Below are 17,766 nucleotides of genomic sequence, written 5' to 3' on the forward strand. Positions count from 1 at the left end.
GTAGCAACGCGCACTGGGCAGCTCCTGTGCAGCAGATCGAGCGGATGCCGCGGCGCGCGTCATCCGTTCGGATCACTCGACGCGCGCGACCTCGGCGAAGTGCTCGACGACCGGGAACGGCTCGTAGAACCGGTGCAGCAGTTCGCGCCAGCGGCCGTACTCGGGCGAACCGCGGAATCCGACGGCGTGCGCCTCGACGCTCTCCCACTGCACGAGCAACAGGTACTCGTTGGGCGTCTCGATCGAGCGCGAGAGACGCAGGTCGATGAAGCCCGGCATGGCGGCGATGATCGACTTCGCCTCGGCGAACGCCGCTTCGAAGTCGGCCTCGCGGCCGGGGACGACGGGCAGCAGCGCGTGTTCGAGGATCATCCGAACACCGTAGCGCCGCGGCCGCCCCGCCCGCGTTCCCCCTAGGCTCCGAGGATGCGATTCGTGCGCCTCGTCTCCCCCGCCCTCGTCGCGGTGCTCGCCTGGCTCGCCAGCGACGCCCTCGCCTGGGTGCGGCTCACGACCGATTCCCGTCAGCTCCGCGTGATGCTCGGCTTCATCGCGCCCGACACGATGAGCCGCGCGGCCGAAGCGCCGTGGCCGCTCGGCGCTGCGGCGATCGGCACGATCGTCGTCGCCCTCGCCGCCACGTACACGGCGGTCGGCGTGCTCGCCCGGCCGGTGCGCGGGGTCGCAGGGTTCGCGGCGGCCTGGTTCGCCGCGGTCGTCGCCGGCGCTACCGTGGTCTCCCTCCCGATCGTCGCGCTCGGCATCGCCGCCGTCATCGATCCACTCGGGCTCGGGCAATTCGCGGTCGACCCGATCCAGGCGGCCGCGTACTGGGGCCTCGTCTGGGGGTGGGCACCGGCGCTCACGGCGTTCCTCCTCGACCGGGGCGATGTCCCGAGCCGACGACCGCGGCGCACCGTCGCCGTGGTGTGCGCCGGCATCGCCGTCGTCGCGCTCGCGGCGGTCGTGGTCGTCGAACCCGTCGCCCGAGCGGCATGGCACACCGACCTGCAGGAGCAGGTCGAGGAGCCCAACGACGTGCCCGAACCGACCGTCGGCCCTCCGGTCCCCGAGGTCGCCCCGGGCGACTGGCAGGTCGACCCGCTGTGGTGCACCGACAACCAGCTGGAGTTCGCCGCGTCCCGACCCGATGCGGCAGCCGGCGCGCGCGCCATGACCGTCACGGCCACGAACGTCTCGCAGGCGACGTGCGTGCTCGAGGGCTACCCGGATCTGGCGTTCAGCGAACCCGACACGACCGCACTCGAGGTGCGCATCGAGCACGGCAACGCGATGGTCGACCGACCCGACGAGGGCCCGGTCCGGCTCGAAGTCGCGCCGGGATCGAATGTGACGGCCGTGCTCGGGTGGCGCGCCATGCCGACGGCGGAAGACGAGCCGGCGGGCTGGCTGCACGTTGCGCCGTACCACGGCGCACTCCGACAGGCGCTGCCCGTCGAGACCGACATCACCGGCGGCGAGGTCGTCGTCACCGCGTGGAGGGTCGCCGACTGACGCCCGGGTCGCGTCCTTCTGCGTCCGGGCGGGCCGCATTCACGAAGCGGCGCTGAGGAACCGCCTGGGCTTTCCTTCGCCGAGGTCGGCGAGGCGAGCGACGCGCACGGTCGCCACCGCCCGCCCCAGCAGGGCCTCGAGTGCCGCCTGCACGGCGTCTCGGTCGCCGCCCGCGATCACGGCGCGCACGGCACCGTCGGCGCCCTGTTCGACGGTCCAGCCCCGCGCTCCGTGCGCCTGCAGGTGCTGGGTCAGGTCGACGCAGGCGACGTGCCGACCATCGGCAGCGACGAACCTGGTGTGCTCGCGGCCCTCGAGCTCGGCGATGCCGGGAGCACCACCGTCGAGTCGTATCAGCCGGCCGAAGTCTCCTGTTCGGTAGCGCACGAGCGGGAGCAGTTGGTTCTCACCCGCGGTGACGACGAGTTCGCCGATCTCTCCCGGTGCCGCAGCACACCCGGCGGCGTCGAGCACCTCGACGAGCACGCGGCGATCGAGCACGCGGAACGGGCCGTCATCGGTGCGCACGGCGATCGGCCGGGTCTCGTGCAGCCCGTACACGTCGAAGACGGGGCAGGCGAACGCCGACTCGAGCTCCGCGCGCAGCGGCGCCGAGAGGGCCATCGCCCCCGAGAAGATCGCGAGCGGCCGCACCGCGCTGCGAAGCTCCGGGTCGAGCAGTTCGGCGAGGCTCGTCGGGTCGCCCGTCACCACTTGCGGGTCGACATCGGCGAAGAACTCCCGGCGCGAGGCATCCGTCGGCCACTGCGCCTCGTGCAGATTGACCCGCGCCATCGTGCGTTGCCCGAAGCCGCTCACGATCGAGGCATAGGTGAAGGCCTCGCGCTGGTGCACGACGTGCGCAAGGGCCATGCGCTCCCCATCGGGGCGCCAGCGGATACCCTCGGCACGCACGAGTTCGACCAGCAGGTGGAAACTGCGCGCGACCTCCTCGACGTCGTCGGGGATCACGAGGGCGGCGCCCGTCGAGCCGGAACTCGTGCCGTGCAGCATGCGGTCGAAGTCGGATCCGAGCGGCACGAAGGCGGCGATGTCGCGCACGAGATCGTCACGTGAGACGGTCGGAAAGTCCTCGAGTCGCTCGAGCGGCGCGAGGCCGCGATAGTGCAGGAGCCCCCGCGCCGCAGCCAGGTGCTCGTCGAGCCACCCCGAGACGGGCAGCGGATGCTTCGTGCGCTCGATCTGCTCGGCGGTCAGCCGATCGCCGGTACGGTGCACCCAGCGCGGTGCGTGCGGATGGGTGCGGAGGCGTTCGAGCCGCGCAGCACCCTCGGCGGTGAGGGTCGGCCAGCGCTCGGCGTCGGTGAGCACCGCCACGCTGCCCGGCGCGTACTCGGCGAGCGCGAGCGGGTCGGTGGCCGACACGGAGGCATCGGGATCCGGCGGTTCGGTCCGTGCCGCGTCACTCACGGGAGTACCTCGCCGCGGCCTCCTTCGCGCGCGCGTCGGAGAGTCGCCGCGCGATCTCGGCGCGGTGCTGCTGCTCGGCGTAGGCGTCGGCCAGCGCGCGGTTGCGCTGCAACGAGTCGCGGACCTCGGCGAGCGAGCGAGCCGTCGCGACGTCCTCGCCCGCCGGCAGGTATCCGCACCAGAGCAGGAACGTACGGGCGGCCTCCTCGCGTCGCTCGTCGTCGGCGAGCCAGTCGAGCGGGTCGGCGACCGGTGCGACACGAAGAGCGAGCGCATCCACCGCACGGGTGCCCCCATCGGCGGAAGAGCCCGCAAGCGGTGGCTCGAACCGGTCGACGAGCTCCTCGCTCGCGAGGAGCCACAGGGCGATCGCCGCACCGAGCCTGACGGCGGCGACATCGGCGAAGCGCAAGCACGCGGGGCTCGCCGGCAGCACGTCACCCGCGAGCGCCGCGAGCGAGACGCGTTCATCGAGGAAGGCGCGCGGCACGCTCCCGATGCGCGCGGAGACGGCCGCGAGTCGCGGACCGGGGCGCGCCGCCAGCCACGCCGCGTCTTCGCCGCCGTTCACCTCGGCCCACGCCGCGAGCAGTTCGTCGACCTCAGCCATGCAGCACCTCCGCGAGTCGGGCGCACGCCGCCGGTGCGTCGTCCATACGGTCGAGGAAGATCGTCTCGTAGCCCGCCGTCGCGGCGAGCGCGGAGACGCTGCGGCGCGGGTCGAGCAGCATCAGGGTTCCCGTCGTCAGCTTCGCGCGCACCTCCGCCGCAACCTGCGCGAACGGCTGGTTGCCGACCCCGAACATCGAGGCGAGACCGTCGTCCGACAGCACCACGACGTGGCGCCGTTCGTCGTCAGCCGGCGGGGCCAGTCGTTCGTAGCGTCGGGCGTAGACGTCGAGCGGAAAGGAGGTGCCCCCGGCGAAGAAGAATGCGAGCCCGTTCACGACTGCTGCAGGGTCGCGGGTGAAGCGCTCGGTTCCGGCCACCTGGCCGGGGCCGGAGAAGCTCGTCACACGCACCCGTCCGCCGCCGCGCAGAACCGAGAGCGCAAGGATCGTTCCGGCGAGCACCGCGGGCGAGCCTCGACTCGGCCGCGGCATCGATCCCGACGAGTCGAGGTACAGATCGAGGGAGATGCCCGCCTCAGCCGGCTCGGGTTCGTCGTCGAGCCACGAGCGCCGTTTCGTGGTGACCCCGGGAATGGGCTCGGCGCCCGCCTGGAACGTCGCCGACCAGTCGATGTCGGCGAGATCGTCGCCCATCTGCCACAGTTCGATCGGACCGGGGAGTTCGGCTGCCGGCCGGTCGGGGCGCCGTTCGGTGTAGGGCCGCACCCAGGGCGCAGCCTGCGTTCGGTACCACGCGGCGACGACGGCAGCCGCGTCGGACCCGTCGTACAGCGCGAGTGTCTGGGCGATGCCGAACGCCTGCCCTGCACCGTTGGATCCGGCCTCGTCGTCGTCGCCCTCGCCGGGCGCCTCGCCGCCCTGTCGGGCCGCCGCATCCTCCCGCGGATGCCTCGGCGCGGCCTGCAGTCGGCGGTCGCCGAGGATCCGGCCGAGCTCGGCCGCAGTCGCCGGAGCGTCGTCGACCGAGCACTCGCCGGCGCCGCCGGGCGCGCCCGCCGGGAACGCAGCCCCTTCGTCGCCCCGAAACTGCGCACGCATGGCCTCGGCGACCGCTTCGAGCAGGTAGGGCGCTGCGATCATGCCGAAGGGCAATGCCCCGGCGACCGGGTCGGTCGAGAACGTGCGGACGAGGCGAGCGGCGATCACGGCGTCGAGCTCGGGATTCATCGTCGTCGTCGCGGCGAGCTCGGCGGCGACCGAAGCGGCAGCCTGCTGCGCTTCGCGCAAGCGCTGTTCCTGCTCACGGAACTCTTCGGGCACATCCGCCAGCGACCGCTCCGAGATGCCGCCGACGACGTCGGCCGCGTGCGGTTCGGGTGCCGCAGGCGGCACGGCCGGGCAGAACGTGCCGCCCGGCAACGACCACAGCAGTTCGTAGCAGCGACGGACCACCCACCACAGGCGGTCGGTGTGGTCGAACGCCACGGCGAAGCCGATGCGTCTCGTACGGATGATGCCGGGCTCGCGCTCGGGCTCCGCTCCGCGTTCGAGCGCCGCGACCCTGGCGTTCACGAGCAGGTCGGTCCAGAGGTTCGAGAGCCGGTCGAGCCACTCGTCACGCGTCGCATGGGCACCCGTTGCGACGAGTGCCCGCGCGAGCTGATGGCGGATCTTCAACGCGTCGATGCGGGTCCCCGGGGCGAGCACGTGATGCCCGAGTTCGTGCGCGAAGATCGAACGGAGATCGTCGGTGAAGCCGATCTCCTCGAGCGCGACCGGGTCGATGCCGACGGCCGGCGGAAAGCCGAACCATGCGTGCGAGCCGACCACCGCGCCGGCCCCGATGCGCAGTTCGGGGTCGTGCATGCGGATTCCCCAGAGCTCCTGCGCCCACTCCCACGCCGCACGCACGCGCTCGTCGACCGGCGCGCTCGGAAACTCGTCGGGTCGCGATCGTTCGGCGCTGGGGGCCGTCACGCCGGCTCCCGCACATGCAGCCACGCGAGATGGGAATCGCCGCGCAGCACGATGCTCGCACCTGCGGCATCCGAGGCGGCGGATGCCGCGTCGCCGCCGTCAGGTGCGGGCTCGGCCGGGAGTCGCACGAGCCGGGTGCCCCACACGTCGGCGTCGAGGCGCCACCATTCCTCGGCCGAGTGCAATGCGAAGGCCCCCGCTCCGGGAAGCGCCCTCCACTCGTCGGCGGGCGCGATCCACGCGTCGCCGAAACCGGCGAACCCGCCGACTGCCGCCACGTACCCCCTCACCCGATGCCGGCCGGGCCACCAGTAGCGGTCGGTGAGCTGTCGATCGAGGAACTCGTCGAGCACCGCACCCGTTTCGAATCCGAGCGCCGCGGCTACGCCCGACCGCAGGGAGGCGTCGAAGCGACGTTCGCCGATGCGGGCCAGCGCGTCGCCCCGGAGGGCGAGCACGCCGGCGCGCCAGCCCGCGATCGCAGCCAATTCCACGACGGCACCTGCAGCACCGGTGCCTCCCGCATCCGACCATGCGTCGAGCCCGACGGCGAGCGCCGCTCCGAAGAGGTCCGCGTCGCCACCGGCGCGCACCACGTTGGCCCGGGCGAGTCCGAGGTCGAGTCCGGCCTGTTGGCCGAGCGCGACGGCGTGCGCCCGAGCGGCATCCGTCGCCACTGGGGCACCGACTCCGTTCGCGAGCCGCCCTGGCCGCCGGATCATCCGGCCCGCTCCGCCCAGCGCAGGTAGGCGGTGTACCGCTGATGCAGGTACTTCAACGCCGTCAGGTCGTCGAAGTCGCGACCGTAGAGCTTGCCGGCAGACGCGACCCGTCGGATCTGCGTCTCGACCGCGGTGATGCGTCGCGAGGCGTCGACCGCGGAGAGCCCGTCGAGCCCGTCGGCGAGCTCGGCGAGCAGCTGCCCGACGGGATCGTTCGCGGTGAGGCCGAGTGCGTCGAACTCGCGGCAGGAGACGGCGAAGAGGTCGCCGAGCCAACTCAGCACGTCGGTCGCGAGCTCGCGTTCGGCGCCGTGGTCGAACCGCGTGTGCTGCAGGTTCGGTAGGAGCTTGCCACGCAGCGCGAACGGCAGCACCGCCGCGACATCCTCGAGCCCGACCTCGTCGCGACCTCGGAACCACGCGATCGCCTTCGCGTAGACGATGAGCGTCTGCAGTGAACGCACCGAGAGGCCGTTGATCGTCTGCGCGCCGAGGTCGACCTCGAGGTCGGCGCCCGAGTTCGCGTCGATGACCTCTCCGACGCGGCCGCCGGACGTCGTCACCGTGTCCTTCGTGCGGTACTCGAAGCGGCGGCCGCCGTGCTGCACGAACTCGAAGTGGCTGAAGAAGAACTCGAGGCGACGTCGTACCCCATGCGGCATCGGAACCGCACGGATCTCGTCACGCATCCGCCGTTGTTCATCGCGCGTGAAGACGAGCTCGACGGGCACGTGCTCCTCGGGCTTCTCACCGGCCTCGATTCTCGCCACGAGCTCGTCGAAGAACCGACTGTTGAAACCGGCCGCAGGAACCGTGACGTCCATGCGATCGCGAAGCGCCTGGATCACGGGGAACGTGCCGCCTCCCGAGTCGTCGTTCGCGGTGAAGAACCAGCTCTCGACTCCGCCGTCGGGGTTCGTGCGGTGCATCTGGTCGTGACTTTCGACGTACCCCTCGGCGACCATGGTCAAGAGCGCCGACTGCGTCTTCGTCGGGATGCGGTTGTACTCGTCGACGATCTTCACGGGTCTGGTGAGCCAGTCGCGCCATGCGATGCCGATCTCCGAGAGGCGCGAGGCGTTCACCAGGTCGCGCGGCAGTGGAATGCCGACGAGATCGGAGATGCTGAGCTGGGGTTGCCCCTGCTGCACGCCGCGGCGCACCTCATCGGCGCTCGATCCGGCGAGCACCCCCATGATGACGGCGACGGTCGTCTTGCCGCGGCCCGGGCCACCGATGAGCAGGCACTTTCCACCCACGGCCAGTGTGAGCAACGGCAGGAGGACGTTCGACGAGAAGGACGCCTCGGACGGCAGGGTGAGCTCGGCGCCCGCGTCGCCCAGCGCGAACGCGAGCGGCGCCCCGCTGGAGAACTCGAGGTCGTAGTAGGGCGAGATGACGGCCCGGTTCACGATCCAGTAGTACGCCTGCCGCAGGCGCTCATCGAGGTTGGGCGGCGCGGCCGGTTCCGCCTCGCGGAACAGCTCCTCGGCCACCATCGGAGCCGGCGGTCCACTCGCCTCGGGTGCGGTGGGTGACGCGGAGACCTTGTGCCAACGATCCGACATCGCGCCAGCCTATCCGGCGCGAACGGCCGCGACGCGCGCCTCCTGTTCGGGCACCGGCTGACCCTCGAGCGGTGCTGTGAACCCGAGCCGGGCTCGCACCGCCGCGTCGATCGCGGGCAGCGCCTGGGCGACCCGCGCCGCGACGTCGCCTCGCACCTCGAGCCACGGAGCGTCCTGCGCCGCGAGCACCGTACGGAACCGCTCCTGCATGTCGCGGCGCAGATGCTCGCCGTCGCGCATTCCGTCCTGCACGAACGGGATCTCGTCACCGGTGAGCACGTACAGCTCGGGCCGGTGCGCCGCGGCCCGGGCGGCAAGGCGCGGCGCGGCGTACCCGACGTAGCGTTCGTGCCAGATCGTCGTCGCGAGCACGTCGGTGTCGCAGACGAGCACGGGCACCGAAACCCGGCGCAGCGCCTCCATTTCGAGCGCGAGCTGCCGGTCGACGACGAGATCGAACTCGTCGCTGCGCCACGGGGCGGTGAGCCCGCCCTCTCGGATCTCGGAGTACTCGCGCCCGTACTCCGGAATCCAGGCGGTGTCGAGCTCCGCGGCGAGCGCGGTGGCAAGCGTCGTCGTTCCGGTCGACTCGGCGCCGAGCACCACGATGCGCGAGGCCAGGTGGGCTCGCGCGGCCGGAGCGAGCTCGTGCCAGTGCGCGGCCGGATCCGCCCGAACGGCTGTGCCGGACACGGGGTTCAGTCGTCGACCGGCGTCGACCTGCACCCACTCGGCATCGAGACGGCGGGCGAGCTCGGCGCCGTAGCGGTCGCTCGTGAACACCGCATCGACCGGTGCGCCCGCCAGCGCGGCGATCAACGCGGTATGCGCGTCCCACGCGGCGTCCGACTCGAAGTCGACGGGGGCGTCGTCGAGCGCGGAGACGACGCGCACGGTCGGATGCTCCTCGCGCACCCACGCGGCGCGCGCCTCGAGCGGAATCGACTCCACACTCGAGCCCAGCACCTCGACCGTGACGCGATCGCATGCCCGAACGGCACTGGTGATGAGGTGGGCGTGTCCGGCGTGCAGCGGGTAGAACTTGCCGATCACGAGGCCGTGCCCGAATCGTTCAGACACGGACGGGCTCCGAAGGTTCAGAGGAGTCCGAGGGTTCAGAGGAGTCCGAGCGAAGGGCGGCGATGCCTTCGGTCTTACGCCAGGCGCGCCAGCTCACCGCGCAGATCCCGATGAACAGGAGGTAGAGCGTCGCCGTGATCCAGAGGCCGGCCGCGAAGGCGAGCGCGGCGAAGGCGATGTCGACGGCGATCCAGACGAGCCAGTTCTCGATGCGCTTGCGGTTCAGGAGGTATTGGGCGACGAGGCTCGCCGACGTCGTCGCGGCATCGGCGAGCGCGAACTGCGAATCGGTGAACGCGGTGAGCACCCACCAGACGGCGGCGGTGCCGACCACCCCCGCGCCGATGAGCCAGGGCCACTGTCGAACGGGCGTGCGAGAGATGTAGCCGCGGTCGCGTTCGACACCGCGAACCCAGTGCACCCACCCGTGCACGCCGAACCCGAGGTAGACGAGCTGCAGCACCGCGGCCGCATAGAGACCGGTCGCCCCGAAGAGCGCGATGAAGACCAGGTTGTTGGCGATGCCGAGCGGATAGGTCCAGACGTTGCGGAGTCCGGCGAGCACCACGCAGAGCGCACCCGTCGCGAAGCCGAGCACCTCGGTCCAGTGGGCGGAGAGCCAATCGATCACCCGTCGAGCATAGAGAACTCGCGCCGCTCGAGGGATCGCGCCGGGCGCGCCTGCACCGGCACGAAGCATCCGTTGCCCTGCGTTACGCCGTCGAGCGGCACCCGCGGCGGCCCGCAGGTAGCGTTGCCGCATGGCAGACCGCGAATACGGCTTCAAGACCCGCGCCATCCACGCGGGCAACATCCCCGACCAGGTGACGGGCGCCCGCGCGCTGCCGATCTACCAGACGAGCGCATTCGTCTTCGACGACACCGCCGACGCCGCTGCGCGATTCGCCCTGCAGAAGTACGGCAACATCTACTCGCGCCTGGCGAACCCGACCGTCGCGAGCTTCGAGGAGCGGGTCGCGAGCCTCGAGGGCGGACTCGGCGCCGTCGCCACCGCCTCCGGACTCAGCGCGCAGTACATCACCTTCGCGAGCCTCGCCGGCACCGGCGACCACATCGTCGCCTCGGCGAACCTCTACGGCGGCTCGATCACCCAGCTGGATGTCACGCTCCGCCGCTTCGGCATCGAGACGACGTTCGTGCAGTCCGCCGACGCCGCCGACTACGCCGCCGCGATCACCGACAAGACCAAGGCACTGTTCGTCGAGACCATCGCGAACCCGTCGGGTGAGATCGCCGACCTCGAGGCGCTCGCCGACGTCGCCCACGCGCACGGCATCCCGTTCATCGTGGACTCGACGATCGCGACCCCCTACCTGAACCGCCCGATCGAGTGGGGCGCCGACATCGTCACGCACTCCGCCACGAAGTTCCTCGGGGGGCACGGCACCACGCTCGGCGGCGTCGTCGTCGAGTCGGGCCGCTTCGACTGGCACTCCGAGAAGTTCCCGCTGTTCGGCCAGCCGGTGCCGAGCTACGGCGGCCTCCAGTGGTCGGGCAACTTCGGCGAGTACGCGTTCCTCACGCGGCTCCGCGCCGAACAGCTCCGCGACATCGGTCCGTCGCTCGCCCCGCACTCGGCGTTCCTGCTCGCGCAGGGCGTCGAGACGCTGCCGTACCGCATCCAGGCGCACATCGACAACGCTCGCGCCGTCGCCGAATGGCTCGACAGCGACCCGCGCATCGAGCGCGTGCTCTGGGCAGGCCTGCCCGGCCACCCCCACCACGACCGCGCGCTCAAGTACCTGCCGAAGGGGCCGGGCTCGGTGTTCAGCTTCGAGGTGAAGGGCGGCCGCGCCGTCGGTCAGGCGCTCATCGAGAACGTCAACCTCGCGAGCCACCTCGCCAACATCGGCGATGCCAAGACGCTCATCATCCACCCCGCATCCACCACGCACGCGCAGCTCACCGAGCAGCAGCTCGTCGACGCAGGCGTCCTGCCCGGGGTTGTGCGGCTGTCGGTCGGCATCGAAGATGTGGAAGACATCATCGACGACCTCGACCAGGCCCTCACGATCGCGACGGGAGCAGCACGATGACCGCAGAAGCCACGAGCACGGCGACCTTGAGCGAGACGACAGCGCTGAACGAGAATGATGGCGCGGCATCCGCTGCCCTCGGCGGCGACGACCTCGAGACCGTGCGCCTCGTCAACGGCCTCTCGTGCGAGCTGCCGGCGAGCTCGCCGCTCGCGAAGCTGCTGAAGTCGCAGCGCACCTGGACCGGGCCCGACGCGAAGCAGCGGCTGAAGATCCTGAACGCGGCGAAGTCGGTCGCGATCGTCGGCGCATCACCGAAGCCGCAGCGATCGAGCTTCTTCGTCGGCACGTACCTGCAGCAGTCGAGCGACTACCGGCTGTACTTCGTGAACCCCATGGAGACGGAGATCCTCGGCCAGCCAGCCTACGCGAGCCTCGCCGACCTGCCCGAGGTGCCCGACATCGTCGTGGTGTTCCGCCGGGGCAGCGACATCCCCAGTGTCATCGACGACGTCGTCGCCGTCGGCGCGAAGACCATCTGGGTGCAGCTCGGCATCTGGAACCAGGAGGCCGCCTACTCCGGAGAGGAGCAGGGGCTGACCGTCGTCATGGACCGCTGCATCAAGGTCGAGCACGCCCGCTTCCACGGCGGCCTGCACCTGCTCGGCTTCGACACCGGCCAGATCACGGCGCGCAAGACCGTCCGCTGAACTGATCGGCACACCACTAGGTGCCCACGCGGGCCGGCCCAGCGGCACACGGACGATGGCCGTGTGCCGCTGAGCAGGCTCAGTCGATGAGCGCGTGACGCGTCAGTTGCGCGGCCACACCGTCTCGTCGAGGTTGGGCAGGGTTCCCGGGATCAGGTTCTCGGTGTCCTTCTCGGTCAGGTGCCCCGGGCCGAAGCCGGCCATCGGGCCCGAGATCGGCAGGTTCAGCTTCGAACCGCTCAGATCGACCGTGTAGGTGGTCGCCGCGTTGTCCACGGCCACGACCCCGTTCCGGCTCCCACTGATCACGATGCCGAGCTGGTGCCCTGCCGGCACGACGATGTCGTTGGCCGCCAGCTCGACGGTGACCGTGTGGGTGCCGGCTCCGTCCAAGCGAGCCCATCCTCGGGCCACCACCTGCAGTTGCGTGCTCGAGATGCGCTTGGCGACATCCAGATAGCAGGCGTCGTCGGTTGCGGTCACCGGCCCCCAGCAGGACTCCGTGCTCAGCGTCTGCGCACCGTCGCCGGTGGTGCTGATGCGATCCATCTCGCCGTAGTCCACCAGCATGACCGACACCTGCCCGACCGGGGCGGTGTGCGTGACGTCGAGGTCGATGGTCGACGTGCCCGAGATCCGGACGTCGTGCTCGATCGTGCCGGTGAGGAACTGCAGCCGGTTGGCATTGACACCGATCCTGATCGCGTTCGCCTCGCTCAGCGACGTGGAGTTGACATAGCTGGCCGTGGAGCGGTCCCGCTTGCCGAGCATCATCGTGCCGTCGGCGTGCAGGTTCAGCGTCTGGGTGCGAGCGGACGAGATCGGCCAGGTCTTCGATTGCTCCCATTGGTTCGGCGCGGTCTCGACGCTCACGGCAGGCTCGCGGTCGATGCCGTTGTCGATGTCCATGAGCTCGTGGTCGAACCAACGGTGCAGGGTCTCGACCCAGAGTGCACGCTCGGAGTCGAACGGGTCGACATGCCCGAGGCGGGTGAGCCACATCTTGCGGTCCACACCCTGCTCGCCGAGGTCCTCCCACCACTTCGAGGCGTTCATGGTCTTGACGTTGGTGTCCTGGAGGCCGTGCACGATGAACACGCTCGCCTTCACCTTCGACACGTCGTACTGGGAGCCCGCGCGGTAGTCGCGTTCAGCCCAGAAATCGGTGTAGGCGCCGGTCTCGTCGCCGTCGTTGGCGTTCATCCAGTTCAGCCGCGCCGAGCAGTCCGTTGCGATGGTCCGTCCCGACGCCACCGACCGTGACAGGCTGCTCGGATAGTTGAAGGACTTCACGGCCCCCTGCCACCGGTTGTAGTCGTACCACGAGCTGATCGCGCTGATCGGCACGATCGTCTTCAGGCCGTCGACACCGGTGGCTGCGACACCGTTGGCCAGGGTCCCGTCGTAAGATTTGCCGATCATGCCGGTCTTGCCGTTGCTCCACTCGGCATCGACCACCGCGCCGCTGGCGTCGTAGGCGACTCCCGTGCCGTCCAGCCATTCCACGACGGCCTTGACCGACTCGATGTCGGAGAGACCGCCCTCGTCCGTGCAGCCGGTCGAACGGGCGGTGCCGGCCATGTCGACGGCGACATAGGCGTAGCCGCGGGGCACGAAGTAATTGTCGTAGTAGAGCGGGAACTTCACGAGGTTGCCGTCGGCGTCGTAGACCTTGCGCTCCGCCTCGTTCCCTCGTCCGGAGCTCAGGTAGTAGGGGCTGGCGTCCATGATGATCGGAACCCGGGCGATGCCGTCGAGTTCGCGTGGGCGGATGATGTCGGTGGCGATCCGCTCGTCGACGCCGTCGCCGTCGAGGTCGGGGGCGGCGACCCACACCGTCTCCCGGATGGCGCCGGCGTAGTCGTAGATCGGGGCGGTGACGTCGTCCACCAGTGTGACCGGAGGGTTGTCGTTCGGTACCGCGCTGGCCGTCGTCGCCGCACCGAGTGCGAGCGGTGCCGCGATGGCCACCGAGCCCGCGAAGGCGAGAATTCTGGATTTCACGATGAGGTCCTTCCGTCGCGGGACACACGCTGCCCCATTGGGAGTTCTGGGCTCTTCCATTGGGAGCAGTGGGAACGTCGGACGCTCGTATCTTGGGCGAACGGTGTCGAAGTGCGCACCGATGTTCCGGCCACTCCGGTGATTTCCGGGATGTTATGTGGCAACCTACGGTGCTCGTCCGGATTGGTCAACAATCTCGACCGCGTTCGATGAGCGGAGGCGGGTCGAGTGCTAGCCCACCCGCCGCATCGCCTGCTCGCGGCGCTCGGCGACGCGCGACCCCGACTCCCGCCGGGTCATGCGCCGCAGCACCATGGGCGCGAGCACGAGCCCGACGATCGCCCAGGCGCCGAGCACCGCCGCCGTCTCGAACTGCCGCCACGATTCGCCGATCTCGACGACCACTGCGTCGTCGGGCAGGAACGCGGCGCGCATCCCGAGACCGAGCCAGTAGATCGGGAACACCTGCGCGATCCACTGCAACCACTCGGGCAGGCCGGTGATCGGGGCGAAGATGCCAGAGATCGCGATCAGCCCGAGGATCGGGATCGAGAGGTACCCGGCGCCGCGCGGCGTCGCGATCACGGAGCCGAGGAGCACGCCGATCGCCTGGGTCGCGACGAGACCGAGCACCAGCACCCACGTGAAGGTGATCCACGAGTTCGGATCGGCGATCTCGAGGCCCTCGACGAGGAATGCACCGGGAATCAGGACGATCGCGAGGTACGCGAGTATCGTCGCCGAGATCTGCACGAGCTTGCCCACGAGATAGGCGCGGATCCCGTTCGGGGTGGCCTTCGCGCGCAGGAGGGTGCCGTCCTCCCGGTCGGCGGCGAGCTGTTGCACGACGAGCAGCATGCCCAGGGCGACGAACATGCCGAGCGCACCCGGCAGGATCATCGTGCCGAGCGTGGCGCCGGTTCCCCCGATGTCGACGTCGCGGAGGAAGTACACCGCCACCAGCGTGGCCACCGGCCAGAGCAGCTGGCCCACGAGTTCCATGCCGGTGAACGCCTGCCGGAGCTCGATGACGCCGCGCCCGACGCCGGCGCGGAGAGCGGGAGCGATCGTCGTCATCGCACGGCCCCGTTCGTCTGCGCCTCGATGTCGGCCGCATCGCCGTCGGAGGACTCGGTCGTTCTCACGATCGAGAGGTAGGCGTCCTCGAGCGAGGCGCGACGCAGTTCCAGTTCGTGGATCTCGGCTCCCTCGCGGGCGAACAGCTCACGCGCGAACGCGGTCGAGTCCGGAACATGTCGCACGAGGTGTTCGCCTCCCTGTACCCAGCGCACTTCGTCATGCCCGGCGATCTGCCGCGTCAGCTGTTCGGAGGTGCCGTCGGCGACGATGCGCCCGGCCGCGAGGATGACGATTCGGTCGGCGAGCTTCTCCGCCTCGTCGAGGTCGTGCGTCGTGATGAGCACCGTGGTCTCGAACTCGTCGCGGATGCGCCGGACCAGCTCGTGGAAGTCGCGTCGCGCCTTCGGGTCGAGGCCGGTCGTGGGTTCGTCGAGGAACACCAGTTCGGGGCGCCCCACGAGACCGATCGCGACGTCGAGCCTGCGTCGCTGGCCGCCCGAGAGCACCTTGACGGGCTGCTGCGCCTGCGCCGTGAGCCCGACCGCGGCGAGGAGGTCGTCGATGTCCCACGGGCGGCGGACCTGTGCCGTCGAGTAGGGCGCGTAGAGCGAGCCCTGGAACGCGAGGAGCTCGCGTACGCGCCATTTGGGGTGGTCGCGCCACGACTGCAGCACGATGCCCATGCGGGCACGCCACTGCTCGGTGCCGCGCGCCGGATCGACGCCCAGCACCTCGACACGTCCGGCGGATCGCATGCGGAACCCTTCGAGGATCTCGATCGTCGACGTCTTTCCCGCCCCGTTCGGGCCGAGCAGGGCGAGCACCTCGCCCCGGCGGACCTGGAACGAGACATCGTGCAGCACGTCGGTGGTGCCGTAGCGCAAACGGAGTCGTTCGACCTCGATCGCGAGGGCATCGGTCATCGTCATCGCGTCCTCCATGTCGCCAGCTCGGCGTCGTCAGGCTCGCTCGAGCGCGTCGATGAGCGCAGCGCGGTCGACGCCGGCGTAGGCGAGCGCCCGGGGAACGGTGCCGAGGTCGGCCCGCAGGATGCCGACGAGCGCGTCGGCGACGGCGAGTCGTTCACGCTCCGCGCGGCCACGTTTCCGGTGGGTCTTGAAGTCGGCGCGTCGCAGCGCTTCGCGCACCGTGGCCCCCCAGGTCGGTCGCGACTTCCGCGTTGCCACGAGTCGCTCCTCGGCGACGGGCTCGATGCCGGCTGCACGCAACGACCGTTCGCGTTCACCACGCAGCGCGGCGTCCACGCCGTCGTGGTCGAGACCGAACTCGGCGAGTGTGCGGCCGGCGACGTCGTGGCCGGCCGAGATCGCGAGCAGCAGGTGCTCGGCCTCGACGCTCGACGCGCCGCGGTCGATCGCCTCGTCGATCGAGTTGATGATGACCTGCTTCAGCGTCGGATCGAGTGCGTCGTCTTCCAGGCGGTCAGGCATTGCGCCTCCTCAGTTCGATGCCGGCGAGTTCGAGCCGACGGTGGTGCTTCTTGTGCACGGCCTGCCGGGTGACGCCGAGCGCTTCGGCGACCTGGCTCCAGCTCCATCCGGAGCGCATCGCACGCTCGACGGCCGCGTCTTCGAGTCGGTCGGCGAGCTCGCGCAGGGCGACGACGGCGGCCAGGTCGTCGGCTTCGGCTCCGGTGGGGTCCGGGAGGTGCGGGGTCATGTAAGCAACCTAGGTTGCTTTTGCGAAGTTGTCAACCACAGTTGCTTAAAGGCGCCGACGGAACGGCATCGCACGTTCGCGTCGGCTGGAGCGACGCGCGAGCCGCATCGGCGCTCCTCCCCTACTCGCCCCAGAACTCCGTGAGCGCGCGGGTGATCTCGTCGCGCACCTCGCGGTCGGTCGCCGTCGCGACACCATCGCCGGGCTGCACGCCGTAGTCGCCGAAGCTCGCGTGATTGGCGCCGTCGATCTCGACGAAGGTCGCGTCGGCGGGCAGCAGGTGCGCCGCGCCCTCGATCTTGTCGGGCGTGCTGAGCCCGTCGTCGCTGCCGGAGATGCTGAGCACGGCGAGTCCGGATCCGGTGAGGTCGTTCGCACAGTACGAGCCGAAGAACACGACGCCGGCGACGTCCTCCTCGGCTGCCATCATGCACGCGCGCACCCCGCCGAGCGAGTGGCCGCCCACGTACCACTCGGACACCTCGGGCGCGTGGCGGGTGAACGTCTCGAGCGGCCGCTGGTCGAAGAACGCGAGGTTCAGGATCGGCTTGGTGATGACCACCGTCGTGCCGGTCTCGGCCACCGCGTCGACGAGTTTGGCCATGTACGCGTACGGATCGACCTTGGCGCCGGGAATGAAGACGAGCCCGCGATCGGATGCATCATCGACCGGCGTCATGACGATCGAATCGTCGAACGACTCGATGCTCACGCGCTCGTCGGTCCACGCCTCGAGCGAGGCCGGCCGCTCGCCCTGCATCACGGTCTTCGCCCACACCAGGAACCCGACGACGACGAGGACCAGCACGACGAGCACCGCGAGCAGCACGCGAACCACGCGCCGGCCCGTCGGAGTGCGGTCCGGTCGGTGCGATGCAGTCGTCGACATCGCACCAGTCTCGCAGAGCGGCGCGGGCCACCGACCGCGAATTGGCCGTTGCCCCGCACGCGCCGCTGCGCTTGCATCGAGGGATGCAGGACGCCGCCGACTTCGAGTTCTCCGCCGACCCCGCACGAATCGACCTCGATCGGGTGCACACCTGGCTCGCCGTCGAGTCGTACTGGGCGACGGGCCGCTCGCGTGCGGCACTCGAGGCCGCGGTCGCAGCCTCCCGCAACTACGGCATCTACGACGGTGCGAGCGGCACGCAGCTCGCCTACGCGCGGGTCATCACCGACGGCGTCACCTTCGCCTGGCTGTGCGACGTGTTCGTCGACAGCGAGGCACGCGGCCGAGGCATCGGCGTGGCGCTCATCGAGCAGGTCATGGCGACCCTCGAACCGCTCGGGCTCCGACGCATCGGCCTCACGACCGCCGATGCGCACGGCCTCTACGAGCGGTTCGGATTCCGTCCGCTCGACCAGCCCGAGCAGTGGATGGCGCGCATCGCCGCCCCGGCGCACCCCTCGTGACCGGGAGCGGCGGCTAG

General features: G+C 70.3%; 18 protein-coding genes. 4 read left to right on the forward strand and 14 right to left on the reverse strand.

The window, feature by feature from the left end:
• Window positions 1-72: 72 nt before the first annotated feature.
• Window positions 73-372, reverse strand: a complete 300-nt coding sequence (locus tag BUR99_RS17190; protein ID WP_074261552.1) for an antibiotic biosynthesis monooxygenase family protein — start codon at window positions 370-372, stop codon at window positions 73-75.
• Between the two features lie 54 nt (window positions 373-426).
• Between BUR99_RS17190 and BUR99_RS17195 the strand changes: the two genes are divergently transcribed.
• Complete coding sequence (locus tag BUR99_RS17195) at window positions 427-1,515, forward strand: DUF4232 domain-containing protein (protein ID WP_074261553.1); 1,089 nt, start codon at window positions 427-429, stop codon at window positions 1,513-1,515.
• A gap of 39 nt (window positions 1,516-1,554) precedes the next feature.
• Here BUR99_RS17195 and BUR99_RS17200 read toward each other — a convergent pair whose 3' ends face one another.
• Genes BUR99_RS17200 through pnuC form a run of 7 tightly spaced genes read right to left on the reverse strand, consistent with a single transcriptional unit; the run spans window position 1,555 to window position 9,496 of the window.
• Window positions 1,555-2,946 (reverse strand): phenylacetate--CoA ligase family protein, encoded by a 1,392-nt coding sequence (locus BUR99_RS17200; RefSeq protein WP_234980893.1) that lies wholly within the window; start codon window positions 2,944-2,946, stop codon window positions 1,555-1,557.
• Window positions 2,939-3,556 carry a phosphohydrolase gene (locus BUR99_RS17205; RefSeq protein ID WP_074261555.1) on the reverse strand — a complete coding sequence of 206 codons (618 nt, stop codon included), beginning with the start codon at window positions 3,554-3,556 and terminating at the stop codon, window positions 2,939-2,941. Before BUR99_RS17205 ends, BUR99_RS17200 begins: the two co-directional genes overlap by 8 nt.
• A complete protein-coding gene (locus BUR99_RS17210) occupies window positions 3,549-5,495 on the reverse strand; it encodes a vWA domain-containing protein (RefSeq protein ID WP_074261556.1) in 1,947 nt (648 codons plus the stop codon). The genes BUR99_RS17205 and BUR99_RS17210 overlap by 8 nt, the downstream gene beginning before the upstream one ends.
• Window positions 5,492-6,217, reverse strand: a complete 726-nt coding sequence (locus BUR99_RS17215; protein WP_074261557.1) for a hypothetical protein — start codon at window positions 6,215-6,217, stop codon at window positions 5,492-5,494. Before BUR99_RS17215 ends, BUR99_RS17210 begins: the two co-directional genes overlap by 4 nt.
• Entirely contained in the window at window positions 6,214-7,785 is a 1,572-nt protein-coding gene (locus BUR99_RS17220) for an AAA family ATPase (RefSeq protein WP_074261558.1), read from the reverse strand. The genes BUR99_RS17215 and BUR99_RS17220 overlap by 4 nt, the downstream gene beginning before the upstream one ends.
• Before the next feature lie 9 nt (window positions 7,786-7,794).
• Window positions 7,795-8,865, reverse strand: a complete 1,071-nt coding sequence (locus tag BUR99_RS17225) for an AAA family ATPase (protein ID WP_074261559.1) — start codon at window positions 8,863-8,865, stop codon at window positions 7,795-7,797.
• Window positions 8,858-9,496 carry a nicotinamide riboside transporter PnuC gene (gene pnuC, locus BUR99_RS17230; protein ID WP_074261560.1) on the reverse strand — a complete coding sequence of 213 codons (639 nt, stop codon included), beginning with the start codon at window positions 9,494-9,496 and terminating at the stop codon, window positions 8,858-8,860. Before pnuC ends, BUR99_RS17225 begins: the two co-directional genes overlap by 8 nt.
• Before the next feature lie 130 nt (window positions 9,497-9,626).
• Here pnuC and BUR99_RS17235 point away from each other — a divergent pair, with 130 nt between their 5' ends.
• Together BUR99_RS17235 and BUR99_RS17240 are read left to right on the forward strand one after the other, a co-directional pair.
• Complete coding sequence (locus tag BUR99_RS17235; protein ID WP_074261561.1) at window positions 9,627-10,922, forward strand: O-acetylhomoserine aminocarboxypropyltransferase/cysteine synthase family protein; 1,296 nt, start codon at window positions 9,627-9,629, stop codon at window positions 10,920-10,922.
• Between the two features lie 158 nt (window positions 10,923-11,080).
• Window positions 11,081-11,572 (forward strand): CoA-binding protein, encoded by a 492-nt coding sequence (locus tag BUR99_RS17240; RefSeq protein ID WP_394327850.1) that lies wholly within the window; start codon window positions 11,081-11,083, stop codon window positions 11,570-11,572.
• A gap of 102 nt (window positions 11,573-11,674) precedes the next feature.
• Here the strand turns inward: BUR99_RS17240 and BUR99_RS17245 are convergent, their stop codons facing one another.
• The 6 genes from BUR99_RS17245 to BUR99_RS17270 all read right to left on the reverse strand — a co-directional run bounded on the left by BUR99_RS17245 (window position 11,675) and on the right by BUR99_RS17270 (window position 17,225).
• Window positions 11,675-13,576 carry a CocE/NonD family hydrolase gene (locus BUR99_RS17245; protein ID WP_159441006.1) on the reverse strand — a complete coding sequence of 634 codons (1,902 nt, stop codon included), beginning with the start codon at window positions 13,574-13,576 and terminating at the stop codon, window positions 11,675-11,677.
• Between the two features lie 231 nt (window positions 13,577-13,807).
• Window positions 13,808-14,653, reverse strand: coding sequence for an ABC transporter permease (locus tag BUR99_RS17250; RefSeq protein ID WP_074261563.1), 846 nt, complete (start codon window positions 14,651-14,653; stop codon window positions 13,808-13,810).
• Entirely contained in the window at window positions 14,650-15,585 is a 936-nt protein-coding gene (locus BUR99_RS17255) for an ABC transporter ATP-binding protein (RefSeq protein ID WP_074261666.1), read from the reverse strand. The genes BUR99_RS17250 and BUR99_RS17255 overlap by 4 nt, the downstream gene beginning before the upstream one ends.
• A 30-nt stretch (window positions 15,586-15,615) precedes the next feature.
• A complete protein-coding gene (locus tag BUR99_RS17260; RefSeq protein WP_074261564.1) occupies window positions 15,616-16,107 on the reverse strand; it encodes a Clp protease N-terminal domain-containing protein in 492 nt (163 codons plus the stop codon).
• Complete coding sequence (locus BUR99_RS17265; RefSeq protein WP_074261565.1) at window positions 16,100-16,336, reverse strand: helix-turn-helix domain-containing protein; 237 nt, start codon at window positions 16,334-16,336, stop codon at window positions 16,100-16,102. The genes BUR99_RS17260 and BUR99_RS17265 overlap by 8 nt, the downstream gene beginning before the upstream one ends.
• Before the next feature lie 121 nt (window positions 16,337-16,457).
• Complete coding sequence (locus tag BUR99_RS17270; RefSeq protein ID WP_074261566.1) at window positions 16,458-17,225, reverse strand: alpha/beta hydrolase; 768 nt, start codon at window positions 17,223-17,225, stop codon at window positions 16,458-16,460.
• A gap of 83 nt (window positions 17,226-17,308) precedes the next feature.
• Between BUR99_RS17270 and BUR99_RS17275 the strand changes: the two genes are divergently transcribed.
• Window positions 17,309-17,749, forward strand: coding sequence for a GNAT family N-acetyltransferase (locus BUR99_RS17275; RefSeq protein WP_074261567.1), 441 nt, complete (start codon window positions 17,309-17,311; stop codon window positions 17,747-17,749).
• Window positions 17,750-17,766: the final 17 nt, after the last annotated feature.

This window comes from Agromyces cerinus subsp. cerinus, assembly GCF_900142065.1.
GTDB classification, from domain to species: domain Bacteria; phylum Actinomycetota; class Actinomycetes; order Actinomycetales; family Microbacteriaceae; genus Agromyces; species Agromyces cerinus.